At 60.1% G+C, this 12567-nt stretch carries 12 protein-coding genes and 1 tRNA gene; 7 read left to right on the forward strand and 6 right to left on the reverse strand.

Going from position 1 to position 12567, the window contains the following annotated elements; genetic code table 11:
- Positions 1–30 precede the first annotated feature (30 nt).
- From tesB to ACIP66_RS08920, 3 genes are all read left to right on the forward strand, one after another.
- Positions 31–900, forward strand: coding sequence for an acyl-CoA thioesterase II (gene tesB / locus ACIP66_RS08910; RefSeq protein ID WP_053124082.1), 870 nt, complete (start codon positions 31–33; stop codon positions 898–900).
- Between the two features lie 133 nt (positions 901–1033).
- Positions 1034–1119 (forward strand) — tRNA-Asn (locus ACIP66_RS08915).
- Complete coding sequence (locus tag ACIP66_RS08920) at positions 1071–1490, forward strand: HAD family hydrolase (RefSeq protein WP_400647303.1); 420 nt, start codon at positions 1071–1073, stop codon at positions 1488–1490. The genes ACIP66_RS08915 and ACIP66_RS08920 overlap by 49 nt, the downstream gene beginning before the upstream one ends.
- Positions 1491–1569: 79 nt before the next feature.
- On the opposite strand, the gene ACIP66_RS08925 is transcribed toward ACIP66_RS08920, so the two are convergent.
- From ACIP66_RS08925 to ACIP66_RS08945, 5 genes are all read right to left on the reverse strand, one after another.
- The gene (locus ACIP66_RS08925) at positions 1570–2520 is read right to left on the reverse strand and encodes an alpha/beta hydrolase family protein (protein ID WP_400647228.1); all 951 of its coding nucleotides are present in this window, start codon (positions 2518–2520) and stop codon (positions 1570–1572) included.
- On the reverse strand, positions 2521–3411 hold the full coding sequence (locus tag ACIP66_RS08930) for a neutral zinc metallopeptidase (RefSeq protein ID WP_400647231.1): 891 nt from the start codon (positions 3409–3411) through the stop codon (positions 2521–2523).
- A 120-nt stretch (positions 3412–3531) separates the two neighbouring features.
- Positions 3532–4380, reverse strand: coding sequence for a neutral zinc metallopeptidase (locus tag ACIP66_RS08935; protein WP_400647234.1), 849 nt, complete (start codon positions 4378–4380; stop codon positions 3532–3534).
- A 146-nt stretch (positions 4381–4526) separates the two neighbouring features.
- A complete protein-coding gene (locus tag ACIP66_RS08940; RefSeq protein ID WP_400647237.1) occupies positions 4527–5360 on the reverse strand; it encodes an aldo/keto reductase in 834 nt (277 codons plus the stop codon).
- A complete protein-coding gene (locus ACIP66_RS08945; RefSeq protein ID WP_400647239.1) occupies positions 5344–7083 on the reverse strand; it encodes an FAD-dependent oxidoreductase in 1740 nt (579 codons plus the stop codon). The genes ACIP66_RS08940 and ACIP66_RS08945 overlap by 17 nt, the downstream gene beginning before the upstream one ends.
- Before the next feature lie 177 nt (positions 7084–7260).
- On the opposite strand from ACIP66_RS08945, the gene ACIP66_RS08950 reads away from it, so the two are divergent.
- The 4 genes from ACIP66_RS08950 (at position 7261) to ACIP66_RS08965 (ending at position 11140) form a co-directional block, all read left to right on the forward strand.
- Positions 7261–8037 carry an IclR family transcriptional regulator gene (locus ACIP66_RS08950; protein WP_400647242.1) on the forward strand — a complete coding sequence of 259 codons (777 nt, stop codon included), beginning with the start codon at positions 7261–7263 and terminating at the stop codon, positions 8035–8037.
- Between the two features lie 225 nt (positions 8038–8262).
- Positions 8263–9324 (forward strand): Gfo/Idh/MocA family protein, encoded by a 1062-nt coding sequence (locus tag ACIP66_RS08955; RefSeq protein WP_400647245.1) that lies wholly within the window; start codon positions 8263–8265, stop codon positions 9322–9324.
- 2 nt (positions 9325–9326) lie between these two features.
- Positions 9327–10142 carry a sugar phosphate isomerase/epimerase family protein gene (locus ACIP66_RS08960; RefSeq protein ID WP_400647248.1) on the forward strand — a complete coding sequence of 272 codons (816 nt, stop codon included), beginning with the start codon at positions 9327–9329 and terminating at the stop codon, positions 10140–10142.
- A 107-nt stretch (positions 10143–10249) separates the two neighbouring features.
- Positions 10250–11140, forward strand: a complete 891-nt coding sequence (locus ACIP66_RS08965) for a DMT family transporter (RefSeq protein ID WP_159813620.1) — start codon at positions 10250–10252, stop codon at positions 11138–11140.
- An 87-nt stretch (positions 11141–11227) separates the two neighbouring features.
- Here the strand turns inward: ACIP66_RS08965 and ACIP66_RS08970 are convergent, their stop codons facing one another.
- The gene (locus ACIP66_RS08970) at positions 11228–12565 is read right to left on the reverse strand and encodes an MFS transporter (protein WP_400647251.1); all 1338 of its coding nucleotides are present in this window, start codon (positions 12563–12565) and stop codon (positions 11228–11230) included.
- Positions 12566–12567 lie beyond the last annotated feature (2 nt).

The following is a 12567-nucleotide window of genomic DNA, read 5'->3' on the forward strand; positions in this document are numbered from 1 at the left end:
ACGGCATTGCTTTGTGTGAGGAGAGTCTGAATGAGCCAAGTGTTGGAAGATCTGGTCGACCTGCTGACCCTGGAACCGATCGAAGAAAACCTCTTCCGTGGCCGCAGCCAGGACTTGGGTTTCCGTCAGTTGTTCGGTGGTCAGGTGCTTGGTCAGTCGTTGTCGGCGGCCAGTCAGACGGTTGAAGAAGCGCGCCACGTGCATTCGATGCACGGTTATTTCCTGCGTCCGGGCGACGCCAAGTTGCCGGTGGTGTATTCGGTTGATCGCGTGCGTGACGGCGGCAGTTTCAGTACGCGCCGGGTGACCGCGATCCAGAAGGGCCATCCGATTTTCACCTGCAGCGCGTCGTTTCAGTACGACGAAGAAGGTTTTCAACACCAGAGCCAGATGCCGGTTGTGGTCGGCCCGGAAAACCTGCCGTCGGAACTGGAGTTGTTCCAGCAACGCGCGCAACTGATCCCCGAGCACATGCGTGAAAAGCTGCTGTGCCCGAAACCGATCGAAGTGCGCCCGGTCACCGAAAAAGACCCGTACAACCCGCAACCGGCCGATCCGGTGAAGTACGTGTGGTTCCGTGCTGACGGTGCGTTGGCCGATATTCCGGCGCTGCACAAATACTTGCTGGCCTACGCCTCCGACTTCGGTCTGCTGACCACTTCGATGCTGCCCCACGGCAAATCGGTTTGGCAGAAAGACATGCAGGTCGCCAGCCTCGATCACGCGCTGTGGTTCCACAATGATCTGCGTGCCGATGACTGGCTGCTCTACGCGATGGACAGCCCGTGGGCCGGCAATTCCCGTGGTTTCTCCCGTGGCAGCGTGTACAACCGCGCCGGCCAATTGGTCGCTTCGGTGACGCAGGAAGGCTTGATTCGTCATCGCAAGGATTGGGCATGAGCCTGAAAGAGGTGAAGCACTGGGTGTTCGACATGGACGGCACGCTGACCGTGGCCGTGCATGATTTTGCGGCGATTCGCGTGGCGCTGGCGATTCCGCCGGAGGACGACATCCTCACGCATCTTGCGGCGTTGCCGGCGGATGAAGCGGCGGCGAAACATGCTTGGTTGTTGGAACATGAGCGCGATCTGGCGCTGGGTTCGACTCCGGCCGCTGGCGCTGTTGAGCTGGTGCGTGATCTGCATGCGCGCGGTTATCGCCTCGGTATTCTGACCCGCAATGCGCGAGAGCTGGCGCATGTGACGCTGGAAGCGATTGGCCTGGCTGACTGCTTTGCTGTCGAAGACGTTTTGGGCCGCGACGAAGCGCCGCCTAAGCCGCATCCGGGTGGTTTGCTGAAACTGGCAGACGCCTGGGACGTGCCGGCCAGCGAGATGGTGATGGTCGGTGATTATCGCTTTGATCTGGATTGCGGAAGAGCGGCAGGGGCGCGGACGGTGTTGGTGAATTTGCCGGATAACCCGTGGCCGGAGTTGGCGGATTGGCATGCTAAAGATTGTGTTGAGTTGCGGCGGATGTTGGTGGATTAAGATCAAAAGATCGCAGCCTGCGGCAGCTCCTACACAGGACAAATGTAGGAGCTGCCGCAGGCTGCGATCTTTTGCTTCTCTAATCGAACAGGGCTTTCTGCCCCTCCGGCGACGTCAGCATCCCATCGCCGTTGTGCCCAACCCCCGGCACTTCCACCAGCCGCTGATTGACCCCTTCCGGATGTCGGCGTAGCAAATAGCCGAAGTAAGATTTCCCACGCTCAAGACGGAACGCGCCCTGCGCTTCCGCCGCGCAACTCTTGTCCAGCGCCGGGTGATGCGGATCAATATCCTGCTGCCCGAGCAGATAGATCACCTCGCGTTTGACGTAACTGCTTTCAAGCTGCAGCGGCGTTTGCCCACCGGCGTACACCGGCATGTCTGCCAGCCCATATTTCCAGCGATTGAAACCCGGGCACTTGGCGTGATCGAACGCCGCCGGCCGCTGTTCATTGAAGTACGCGTAGGAGGACGGATTCGCCACCACATAACGCAGACGAATGCCGTTGGCCTTCAGCGCCGGTTGATCCTTGGCCAGCAGGGCATAGCGCTGCACCACCTGGCCGCCGCCGGAGTGGCCGAAAATCACGATCTGCTTCACGTCGGGAAACTGTTTGCGATCGGTAATACGCGCGACGATTTCATCCAGTGCCGCGTACGAACTCAACGGATTCGGCCCTGTGGATAAGCCGCCACCCATCCACTCATTGCCTTGCCAACGCAGCAACGTGGCGGGCAACGAGTACAGGGCGACATCGCTTCCATTGAGAAACTGCGGGGCGATCACCAGCGTGTGTGCGGCCTGTCCGGCCAGTTCGGCGGCGCTTTCGGCGCTTTTGCGATAGGTCTCGGCGTTGCGCAAACGGCCATGAATGACGATCAGCACACGCTCGATTTTTTCCGGCGCCGGGCCAATGCCCACCGCCATTTCCCCGGCCTTGAGTTGCAAGCGACCGGGGCTGATCGCATCGACACCTGCGGCGTGCGCGGTGCTGCCAACGATCAGTAACGCCAAAAGCCATTTATGCATTTACAGGTTTTTCGCCGCGAAGGTGTCGCACTGGCCGACCTGGCCCTGCGCGAATCCGGTTTTAAACCAGCGCACCCTTTGCGCCGACGTGCCGTGGGTAAACGAGTCCGGCACCACACGGCCCTGACCCTGTTGTTGCAGGCGATCATCACCGATGGCGTTGGCCGCGTTCAAGGCTTCTTCGATGTCGCCCGGTTCCAGCCAGTTCAAACGCTTCTGCGCACTGTAAGCCCAGACACCGGCCAGGCAATCGGCCTGCAATTCCTGACGCACCAGCAAACCGCCGTCGCCTTCCATCTGCCGACCTTGCTGGCGGGCTGTCTGAATTTTCGCCGAGACGCCGAGAAGCGTCTGCACATGGTGTCCGACTTCGTGCGCAATCACGTAGGCCTGAGCGAAATCGCCGGCCGCCTTGAAGCGTTGCGACATTTCCTGGAAGAACGCCATGTCCAGATAGACCTTCTGGTCAGCCGGGCAATAGAACGGGCCGGTGGCGGAGGTCGCCAGACCGCACGCCGAATTGACCCGGTTGCTGAACAGCACCAGGGTCGGATCCTTATATTGGCGACCGGCCTGCTGGAAAATCGAACCCCAGGTGTCTTCGGTATCACCGAGGATCGAGCGAACGAATTCAGCCTGTTCATCGTTGGCCGGCGGCGCCTGACGGGTCTGCGAAGTCGGTGCCGCTTGCTGGGTAGATTGCCCGGCGAGCTGGCCGAGGATCTGCAACGGATCCTGGCCGGTGATCCAGCCGATCCCGACGATCAGCAGAATCGCCCCGAGGCTCAGGCCTTTGCCGCCACCAAAGCGCATGCCGCCACCGCCACCGCCTGCATCATCACCCCGGGCGTCGACGACGTTGTCACTGCGTCGGCCTTTTTTCCATAGCATGTGGGAATCCTCTGTTGTACGTGGTGATGAGTGTTGCTGGTGCACGACGGTGGCGCCAGTCCGGTCGTCAGACCATCGTGATCGACGCCGGTTCTAAAGCAGATGCCGATATTGCCAAGCTTACAGCTGCGCGGCGTTGAAGGTATCGCACGCGTCGACGCGGCCGCTATCGAATCCTGCGCTGAACCAGGCACTGCGCTGTTGTGATGTGCCGTGGCTGAAGGTCTCGGGACGTACTGTCTGGTTTCGCGCACGTTGCAGCGCATCATCCCCGAGCACGCTGGCAGCGTTCAGTGCTTCGTCGATGTCGCCCGGTTCCAGCCACGCATGGCGTTGTTGCGCATGGTGAGCCCAGACCCCGGCCAGACAATCGGCCTGCAGTTCGGCGCGCACCTCCGGTCCTGAGTCGCCGGTCACAGGCTGCCTGGCGGACAGCGTGCGTTCAAACGGTGCGGAAATACCCAGGGCAATTTGCACGTGGTGGCTGACTTCGTGGGCGAGGATGTAAGCCTGAGCGAAGTCACCGACCACCGAAAAGCGCTCGGCCATCTGTTCGAAGAACGCCGGATCCATGTAGATGTTTTGGTTGGTGGGGCAATAGAAGGGGCCGCTTGACGCACCGGCAAAGCCGCAGCCCGATGCGATGCCATCGCTGAACAGGGTCAATGTGGGCGCCGGGTAATGTTGCCCGGTACTGGCAAATACCTGTTTCCAGGTGTCTTCGGTGTCGCCGAGTATCGATTCGATGAATTTGAGTTGGGGGTCGTCGACCGGCGCGATTTCCTGACTGATGTAGTCCTCAGCGGCAGACGTCTGTGGTGCGGGGTCGTAGCTCGAATAGAGCACTACGCCTGTCAGCGCGGCGGCGGCCAGTCCGGCGCCGATTTTTTTCCCTGTCAGTGTGCGGGCGTCCTTGCCCTCTCGCGTGTCGTTGACGTTGTCGCTGCGTCTTGCCTTGTTCCATAGCATGGTGCGGTCTCTCATAGGTTGATGGGGCGTTTTCGCCTCGCCTATGAATAACCGCACAGCTCAGGTTGTGCAGGGCAGATGTGTAAGAGCGCGTAAGACCGATCCTGCAACTGGCGTCTCGAACCGGGCAAACGCTGTTTTCCTACTCACTGATCAAACGCGTCCCACACCGGCGCGAAGTCCGGGCTGACCTGACGCTCGCGCTTCGACAGACTGGCAATCAGCGCCCGGTCTTCATCGTCGAGATTGACCTCAAGTGCCGCGAGATTGGCCAGTTGATTGGTTTTGCTGCTCGCCTTGGGAATCGCCGCGACGTTGTCTTGATCGAGCAGCCATTTCAGCGCGATCTGCGTCGGCAGCACGCCATGCTTGGCGGCGATCTGCTGGATCTCGGCAATGTGTGAAACCTTGTTACGCGCCAGCGGTGTGTAAGCTGTCAGCGCCAGATTGTGTTGGCGAGCGTAGTCGAGCAGGGCGTTTTGTCCGAGCAGGACGTGGTACTCGACCTGAATCGCTGACAGATCGATGCCGTATTCCTCGACGACTGTGCGCAGCAGCGGCAGCGGAAAATTCGCCACGCCGATATTGCGCGCCAGGCCTTGCTCCTTGAACGAAGCCAAGGTTTCGAGCGTGCGCGGCAAGTCCCAATCGGTGGTGGGCCAGTGCAGCATGAACAGGTCGACATAGTCGCTGCGCAAGGCCTTGAGGCTGCGATCCATCGAGTGACGCATGGCATCGGGTTGCAGTTGATCCCACCAGACCTTGGTGGTGACGTGAATCTGCTCGCGGGGTGTCGGCGTATTCGCCAGCGCTTGTCCGACGGCGTCCTCATTGTTGTAGGCCGCAGCCGTGTCAATGTGCCGATAACCGAGTTCCAGCGCTTGCTCCACGGCCTGGGTGCATTCTTCGCCGAGCATCGGCCATGTGCCGAGACCGAGTTTCGGCATGTTCAAACCCTGGGCATTAACGATGTGCTGCATGGTCGATCTCCTGTTCGAAAGCAGTGATGCCGGCGATGTGGCGAGCGGCGATGTAGCCGAACGTCAGCGCCGGGCCGAGGTTGATTCCGCCCGCCGGGTAGTGGCCGCCCATGATGCTGGCCATGTCGCCGCCCGCTGCATACAGCCCGGCGATAGGTTGTTGGTTGGCGTCGAGGACTTGCGCGTGAGGGTTGACCTTGAGCCCGGCAAACGTGCCGAAGCATCCCGGTTGTACTTTCACGGCATAGAACGGGCCGGTTTCTATTGGGGCAACGCAGGGGTTGGGAAGGTTCGCCGGATCGCCCTGTTTGCGGTTGTAGGGCGTTGCGCCGCGCCCGAATTGCGGGTCTTCGCCGTTGCGTGCATGGCGGTTGTAGTCATCGAGGGTTTGGCGCAAACCGTTCGAGTCGATGCCGCAAGCGTTGGCCAATTCCTCCACGCTGTTACCGGTTTTCAGATAACCGCTGCGGATAAATTCTGACAACGGAACCGGAAACGGCCGTGACATGCCGAGGCCATAGCGGCGCTGAAAGGCGTGGGTGCAGATCAGCCATGAGGCGACCTCTTCACCTGGCGGCGCCGCATTGACCATCGCGCTGACGTAGTCGAAATAGCCGTTGGCTTCGTTGACGAAACGCTGGCCGTTGCTGAGTACGCCGATGATGCCGGGTTTGCCGCGCTCGATGATGTGTGGGAAATGGCCGATGCTGCCGTCGGAATGAGGCACTTGCGAGACGGGTGCCCACGCAACAGGTGACGCAACGTCGGTGTTGACCCGCGCGCCGACGCTTTCGCCCAGCCGCAAGCCATCACCATTCACGGCCAGCGGCGGCAACGCCCAATGTTCGTGGCCGGTGGGCGTGCGTGGGAACAGGGCTTTGCGCCGTTGGATATCGTTGGCGAAACCACCTGCTGCGAGCACTACGGCTTTGCGTGCATGAACGCGGATCGGGCCTTTTTTGCTGTTGATCACTGCACCGCAAATGCGGTTTTCGTCGCGCAGCAGTTCAGTGACTGGCGCCGATTCCCACAGCAACACGCCGAGGTCTTCGGCCGATTTCGCCAGTCGCGCGACCAGTGCCACGCCGTTGACCAGTTGCAGCGCACGGCCATGCGTCGCGAGGTCAAACAGGTGCCGGGTGAAACGTCGCGTCACGTGCCATGCGGCTTTCAATGAGCGGGTCAGATTGAGGAATGCCGAGAGATCCGCGCCCGCCATGATCGGCATGCCCATGAAGGACGTTTCGCGCATGGTCGTACGAAGTCGCTTGAGCAAGCGTCCGACCTTGCGCCCGTTGTAGGGGGCGGCAATCACTGAGCGTCCGCCGGTGCCCGCGCCCGGGGTGTCGCCATGGATGTCGGCAATCGCGTTGCCGTCGGCGAATTGCAGTGCGGTGTGTTGCTCGAAAAACGCCACCATATTTGGCCCGGCTTCGAGGAAGGCATCGATCATCGCCGGGTCAAAATGCTCGCCCAGTTCATAGCGCAAATAGGTGCGCGGTTGTTCGACGTCTTCGATGATGCCGGCACGACGGGCCAGCGGATTACACGGCACCCACGCCCAGCCACCCGACCATGCGGTGGCGCCGCCGAATACCGAATCCTTTTCGACGACGATGACCTTCAGGCCATGCCACGCAGCAGTGACGGCTGCCGACAATCCGGCGGCGCCAGAACCAACGATCAAAACGTCGCAGTCGATAGCGGGAAGTTCGGCAGGCATCAAACATGGCTCCAGCGCTGAATTATTTTTGGAATTTGATTCCAGAAAATAACCATTGCTGCCGTCGGCCTACAAGCCTTGATACGACAAACCGGGCGGTTATCGAACAACCAGTTCCAGATTTCGCTTTGCAGCAGATGTCTTCTAGAATCGGCGAAATTTCATTTGGATTTCCCTATGGCCGGCAGTCAGATTGAACGGGTTTTCAGCGTGCTGGAAAGCCTTACCAGTGATCCGCGCGGGCTGCCGATGCAGACGCTTGCCGAGCAATTGGACATTCCGAAAAGTGCGACTCACCGCTTGCTCGCCGAGCTGATTCGTCTTGGTTACGTGAGGCAGAATCCGGAAACTTTGCGCTATCACTTGTCGACCAAACTGGTCGCGATGGGCTTTCAATATCTGTCGAGCAGTGGCGCCGATATTGTTCAGCCCGTGCTGGATCGGCTGGCGCAGGAAACCGGCGAACTGGTGCGTCTCGGTGTGATCGATGGCGAGCGGCAAACCTGGATTGCCAAGGCGCAGGGTGCGCGTACCGGTCTGCGTTATGACCCGGACATGGGCCGCGATGCGCCGCTTTTTTACACCGCGTCGGGGCATGCGTGGCTGGCGTGCATGAGCGATGCCGAGGCGTTGTCACTGGTTGAGCGACAGGCGGCGGAGGTGCCGGTGGGTATCGGGCCGAATGCGCCGCGCTCCAATATTGAACTGCTGGAACGGCTGCGTCTGGCGCGTGAGCAAGGGTATGCCTGGGTCGAGGAAAGCTCGGCGGTCGGCACGTCGGCGATTGCGGCGGTGGTGAAACATCCGGCGGATGGTCGGGTGATTGGTGTGCTCAGCATTGCCGGGCCGAGTGCGCGGATGCCGGGGGCGCGGTTGCATGAGTTGGCGCCGTTGTTGTTGAAGTTTGCGCAAGAGTTATCCGCCGCCAGCCTGGCTTCTGAATTGTTTATCTGACACTCCACAAACCCCCTGTAGGAGCTGCCGAAGGCTGCGATCTTTTGACTTTTTTTTTAAGATCAAAAGATCGCAGCCTTCGGCAGCTCCTACAGCGGATTTTGGTGATTCAGAAAGGGTGCGGTGTTCGCAGGGTTTTAAGGTTGATGGGTATTTGATTCTGGAACTCGGTTCTAAATTGTTGCTGGAGTTTTTTTCAGACAATAATCACAAAAGGATCGCGCCTTGAATTCGCCCCTTCGAATCGCCCTGATCGGCGCTGGCAATATGGGTCAGCAACATTACCGGCACCTGCAAACCCTCAGCGAAGCCAGCCTGTGCGCAGTGGCTGATCCCGGGCCGCAAGCCGCCACTCTTGCGGCTGAGTGGGGTGTCAGACATTTCGCCGATCACCGTCAGATGCTTGATCAGATCAAGCCAGACGCAGTCATCGTCGCCAATCCTAATAACCAACACGTCAGTACGGCGCTCGATTGTCTGGCGGCCGGTGTACCGGTGCTGCTGGAAAAGCCTGTCGGCGTGCATCTGGATGAAGTGCGCGAACTGGTCGCGGCGGTTAAACGCAGCGGCGTGCCGGTGTTGGTCGGCCATCATCGACGCCACAATCCGCTGATCGTCCGTGCCCATGAGCTGGTGCAAAGCGGTGCGCTCGGGCGTTTGACCACGGTCACCGCGTTGTTCCAGGTGCGTAAACCGGACAGCTATTTCGAGATCCCGTGGCGCCGTGAAGCAGGGGCGGGGATGTTGCTGACCAACCTGATTCACGACCTCGATTTGTTGCGTCACCTGTGCGGTGAAGTGCGTTCGGTGCAAGCGTTCACCGACAACTCGGTGCGCGGTTTCGCCAACGAGGACAGCGCGGCGGTGTTGCTGCAGTTTGCCGGCGGCACACTGGGCACGTTGAGCGGCTCCGATGCGGTGGCGGCACCGTGGAGTTGGGAGCTGGCCTCCGGTGAAAACCCGGCGTATCCGCGTCAGGCGGATCAACCGTGTTATCTGCTGGCGGGTACCGCCGGGGCGTTGAGTATTCCGCAGCTCAAGCGCTGGCATTACGCCGCTGATCAGGTGGACGCCGGTTGGCATGAACCGTTGTTGAGTGTGGAAGAGTCCTACGGCGGTGAGGAAGCTTTACGCTTGCAGTTAGAGCATTTCGTCCGCGTGGCTCGGCGCGAAGTCGAGCCGTTGGTCAGTGCTGCTGATGCCGCGCGCACCCTCGCGCTGATCGAAGCCATTCGCGAAGCCGCCTCCACCGGCCGTGCTTGCGCCCCTGCACTGATCGAGGCTTGAACATGAGCGAACGTATTCTCTCCCTGGCCAGCCTGACCGTGCTGGAGTTGTCGCCACCGCAAATGATTGAAGTCGCTGCTCGCGCCGGATACAGCCATGTCGGATTGCGTCTGGAACCAGCAACGCCCGAGGAATATCACTTTCCACTGGTAGCCGATAACGATTTGCGGCGTAGGACGATGGAGCGATTGCGCGACACTGGCATCCGCGTGCTCGACGTGGAAATCCTCCGTCTGAAACCGCAGACCGTTGTTGCCTATTTCGAGAAACTTCTTACGGTCGGCGCCGAGCTTGGTGCGACTGAATTGCTCGTCGCCGGTAACGATCCTGACGAGCAGCGACTCACGGATAACTTTGCCGCGTTGTGCGATTTGGCGGCGCCGCTCGGGTTGCATCCGCATCTGGAGTTCATGCCCTGGACGGATGCGCGCAACCTTGAGCAAGCGCTGCGGATTGTGGAAAACGCTAGTCGGGAAAATGCTGCGGTGTTGGTTGATGCGTTTCATTTTGATCGTTCGGCGTCAAAGCTTGAGGATCTTGCGAAGGTGCCATCGTCGCGACTGCGTTATGCGCAGTTATGTGATGTCGCAGGGCCGCGACCGTCAGACATGGCCGAGATCTTGCGTCAGGCGCGCAACGAGCGACGGTTTCCCGGCGAGGGTGATTGCGATTTGCTCGGGTTGCTGAAAGCGCTGCCGGCTAATATCCCACTGAGCCTGGAAATTCCTACGGTTAAACTGCTGGAGCAGGGCGTGAGTGGATTGGATCGGGCGCAGATGGCGATCAACAAGACTCGGGAATTGTTGGCGCGGCTGTAAGCGGTGCTGCGCACCTGTTCGCGAGCAAGCGGGTTTTACGCAAACCGTGTGGGAGCAAGGCTTGCCCGCGAAGCTTTTGATCTTTTTTGGCAACACAAGGAAACCCAATGACCGTCAGCACCCCGCTCTCCGGTGTCAACCAACCCTTCAAAGGGATCCTGCTGATTGTCGTGGCGACTTTCCTGTTCTCCAGCCACGACGCGCTGTCGAAATACCTCTCCGGTTTCTATCCGATCGTGATGGTGGTGTGGGCGCGTTATTTGGTGCACACCTTACTGATGGCGGGAATTTTTCTGCCTCAGTCCGGGCTGCGCGTCCTACGTACCAAGAAGCCGTTATGGCAGTTGGTTCGAGCACTTTGCCTACTCGGCACCAGCCTGTTTTTCACCACGGCGCTGCTGTACATCCCATTGGCGGAAGCCACGGCGGTCAACTTTCTTGCACCGGTGTTGGTCACGGCGTTGTCGGTGCCGCTGCTCAAAGAACGAGTGACACGCGGCCAATGGATCGCCGTCATTTGCGGCTTTATCGGCGTGCTGATCATCGTCCACCCGGGCGGTGAACTGTTCACGCCAGCGGTGCTGTTGCCGTTCTGCTCGGCGCTGTTTTTCTGCTTCTATCAATTACTCACGCGCAAGCTCGCGGAGATCGACAGTCCGACCACCAGCAACTTCTTCGCCGGGTTGTGCAACACGTTGGTGATGAGTGCGCTGGTGCCGTTCTTCTGGCAGGTGCCGACGCTGACCCACGCCGGGTTGATGCTGGCGCTGGGCAGTTGCGGGATGACCGCGCATTTGTTCCTGACCCAGGCGTTCCGCCATGCCGCGCCGGCGCTGCTGGCGCCGTTCGGGTATTGCCAGATCGTGTTTGCGGGGTTGTTGGGCTGGCTGCTGTTCAATCACACGCCGAGTGTGTTGACGATCATCGGTATCGCGGTGATCTGCTGCAGCGGACTGGCAGCAGCGTGGCAACAAAGCCGGAAACACAAACCCCTGTAGGAGCTGACGAGTGAAACGAGGCTGCGATCTTTTGATCTTCAACATCAAGATCAAAAGATCGCAGCGTGCCGCAGCTCCTACAGGAATTTATTCGGTGACGGTCGGGATCTTGCGCGGGGCCATGAAGTACATCCACGTCAGCGCAAGGAAATACATCGCCGGAATCAGGGTAAACAACACGGTGTAGTTGTTGTTGGTCACGGTCAGGATATGGCCGACGATCTGGGTCATGAACATCCCGCCGATCGCCGCGCACATGCCGCCGAAACCGAACACCGTGCTCATCATGTGCTTGGGCGTGTAGTCCATCACCAGGCTCCAGATGTTCGCCGTCCAGGCCTGATGCGCGCCGATCGCCAGAGAAATCGCCGCCACCGCGACCCACAGATTGGCCGAGCCAGCCGCCATGATCACGCCGATGATGCAGCAGGCGAACAGCAACATCGACAGCAGCCGCGCCTTGATCGAGTTCATCCCGCGACCGATCAGGAACGAAGACAGAATGCCGCCGCCGACGCTGCCGAAGTCAGCCGTCACGTAGATGATGATCAGCGGAATACCCATCTGGGTGACGTTGATGCCCAGGTTGTATTGCTGATTGAGAAACGGCGGCAGCCAGTACAGGTAGAACCAGAACACCGGCGCGGTCAGCGCATAAGCGATGGCGAAGGCCCAGGTGCCGCGCATCCGCAGGATTCTCGAGAACGGCACGCGGGCCTGTTCCGGTTCAACTTCCTGCTGGATGTAGTCCAGTTCGGATTGCTTGACGCTCGGGTGATCTTCCGGGTTGAAGTATTTCAAACCCCAGAACAGCAACCAGATCCCGCCGAGCGCCGACATGCACAGGAACGCCGCTTGCCAGCCCCAGACGTGGAGAACCAGCGGCAGCAACATTGGCGTGAACATCGCGCCGACGTTGGTGCCGGCGTTGAAGATGCCGGTGGCGACCGCACGTTCGCCAGCGGGGAACCACAGGCGCGTGGTTTTCACGCAGGCCGGGTAGTTCGCCGCTTCGGTGAGGCCGAGGATAAATCGGCAGACCATGAAACCGACCGCCGATGTCGCCAGGCCGTGGGCGCCGGTGGCCAGGCTCCAGAGCAGCACGGCGCAGAAGAACACGCGTTTGACGCCGACCCGGTCGATCAGTCGACCTTGCAGGACGAAACCGATCGCGTAGCCGACCTGAAACCAGAAGTTGATGTTGGCGTAATCCATCGCCGTCCAGCTCATTTCCTTGGCGAGGATTGGCTGCATGACGCCGAGGGCGGCGCGGTCGATGTAGTTCAGGGTGGTGGCGAAAAACACCAGCGCCAGCATGCCCCAGCGGGTTTTGCCGACCGCCATGGCGCCGCGGATCTTGTCGCCGATGCCACCTGAGGCAGTGCTCATGGCCGGAGCCATGCGGGAAGTCTGTGAAGGAATCATGT

Origin of the sequence: Pseudomonas sp. NPDC088429 (genome assembly GCF_044753305.1) — a bacterium.
GTDB lineage: Bacteria > Pseudomonadota > Gammaproteobacteria > Pseudomonadales > Pseudomonadaceae > Aquipseudomonas > Aquipseudomonas rustica.

Coding starts and splice junctions, on each gene's coding strand:
- tesB (WP_053124082.1), top strand. CDS start 31: ATGAGCCAAGTGTTGGAAGATCTGGTCGACCTGCTGACCCTGGAACCG.
- ACIP66_RS08925 (WP_400647228.1), bottom strand. CDS start 2,520: ATGCATAAATGGCTTTTGGCGTTACTGATCGTTGGCAGCACCGCGCAC.
- ACIP66_RS08930 (WP_400647231.1), bottom strand. CDS start 3,411: ATGCTATGGAAAAAAGGCCGACGCAGTGACAACGTCGTCGACGCCCGG.
- ACIP66_RS08935 (WP_400647234.1), bottom strand. CDS start 4,380: ATGCTATGGAACAAGGCAAGACGCAGCGACAACGTCAACGACACGCGA.
- ACIP66_RS08940 (WP_400647237.1), bottom strand. CDS start 5,360: ATGCAGCACATCGTTAATGCCCAGGGTTTGAACATGCCGAAACTCGGT.
- ACIP66_RS08945 (WP_400647239.1), bottom strand. CDS start 7,083: ATGCCTGCCGAACTTCCCGCTATCGACTGCGACGTTTTGATCGTTGGT.
- ACIP66_RS08950 (WP_400647242.1), top strand. CDS start 7,261: ATGGCCGGCAGTCAGATTGAACGGGTTTTCAGCGTGCTGGAAAGCCTT.
- ACIP66_RS08960 (WP_400647248.1), top strand. CDS start 9,327: ATGAGCGAACGTATTCTCTCCCTGGCCAGCCTGACCGTGCTGGAGTTG.
- ACIP66_RS08965 (WP_159813620.1), top strand. CDS start 10,250: ATGACCGTCAGCACCCCGCTCTCCGGTGTCAACCAACCCTTCAAAGGG.
- ACIP66_RS08970 (WP_400647251.1), bottom strand. CDS start 12,565: ATGATTCCTTCACAGACTTCCCGCATGGCTCCGGCCATGAGCACTGCC.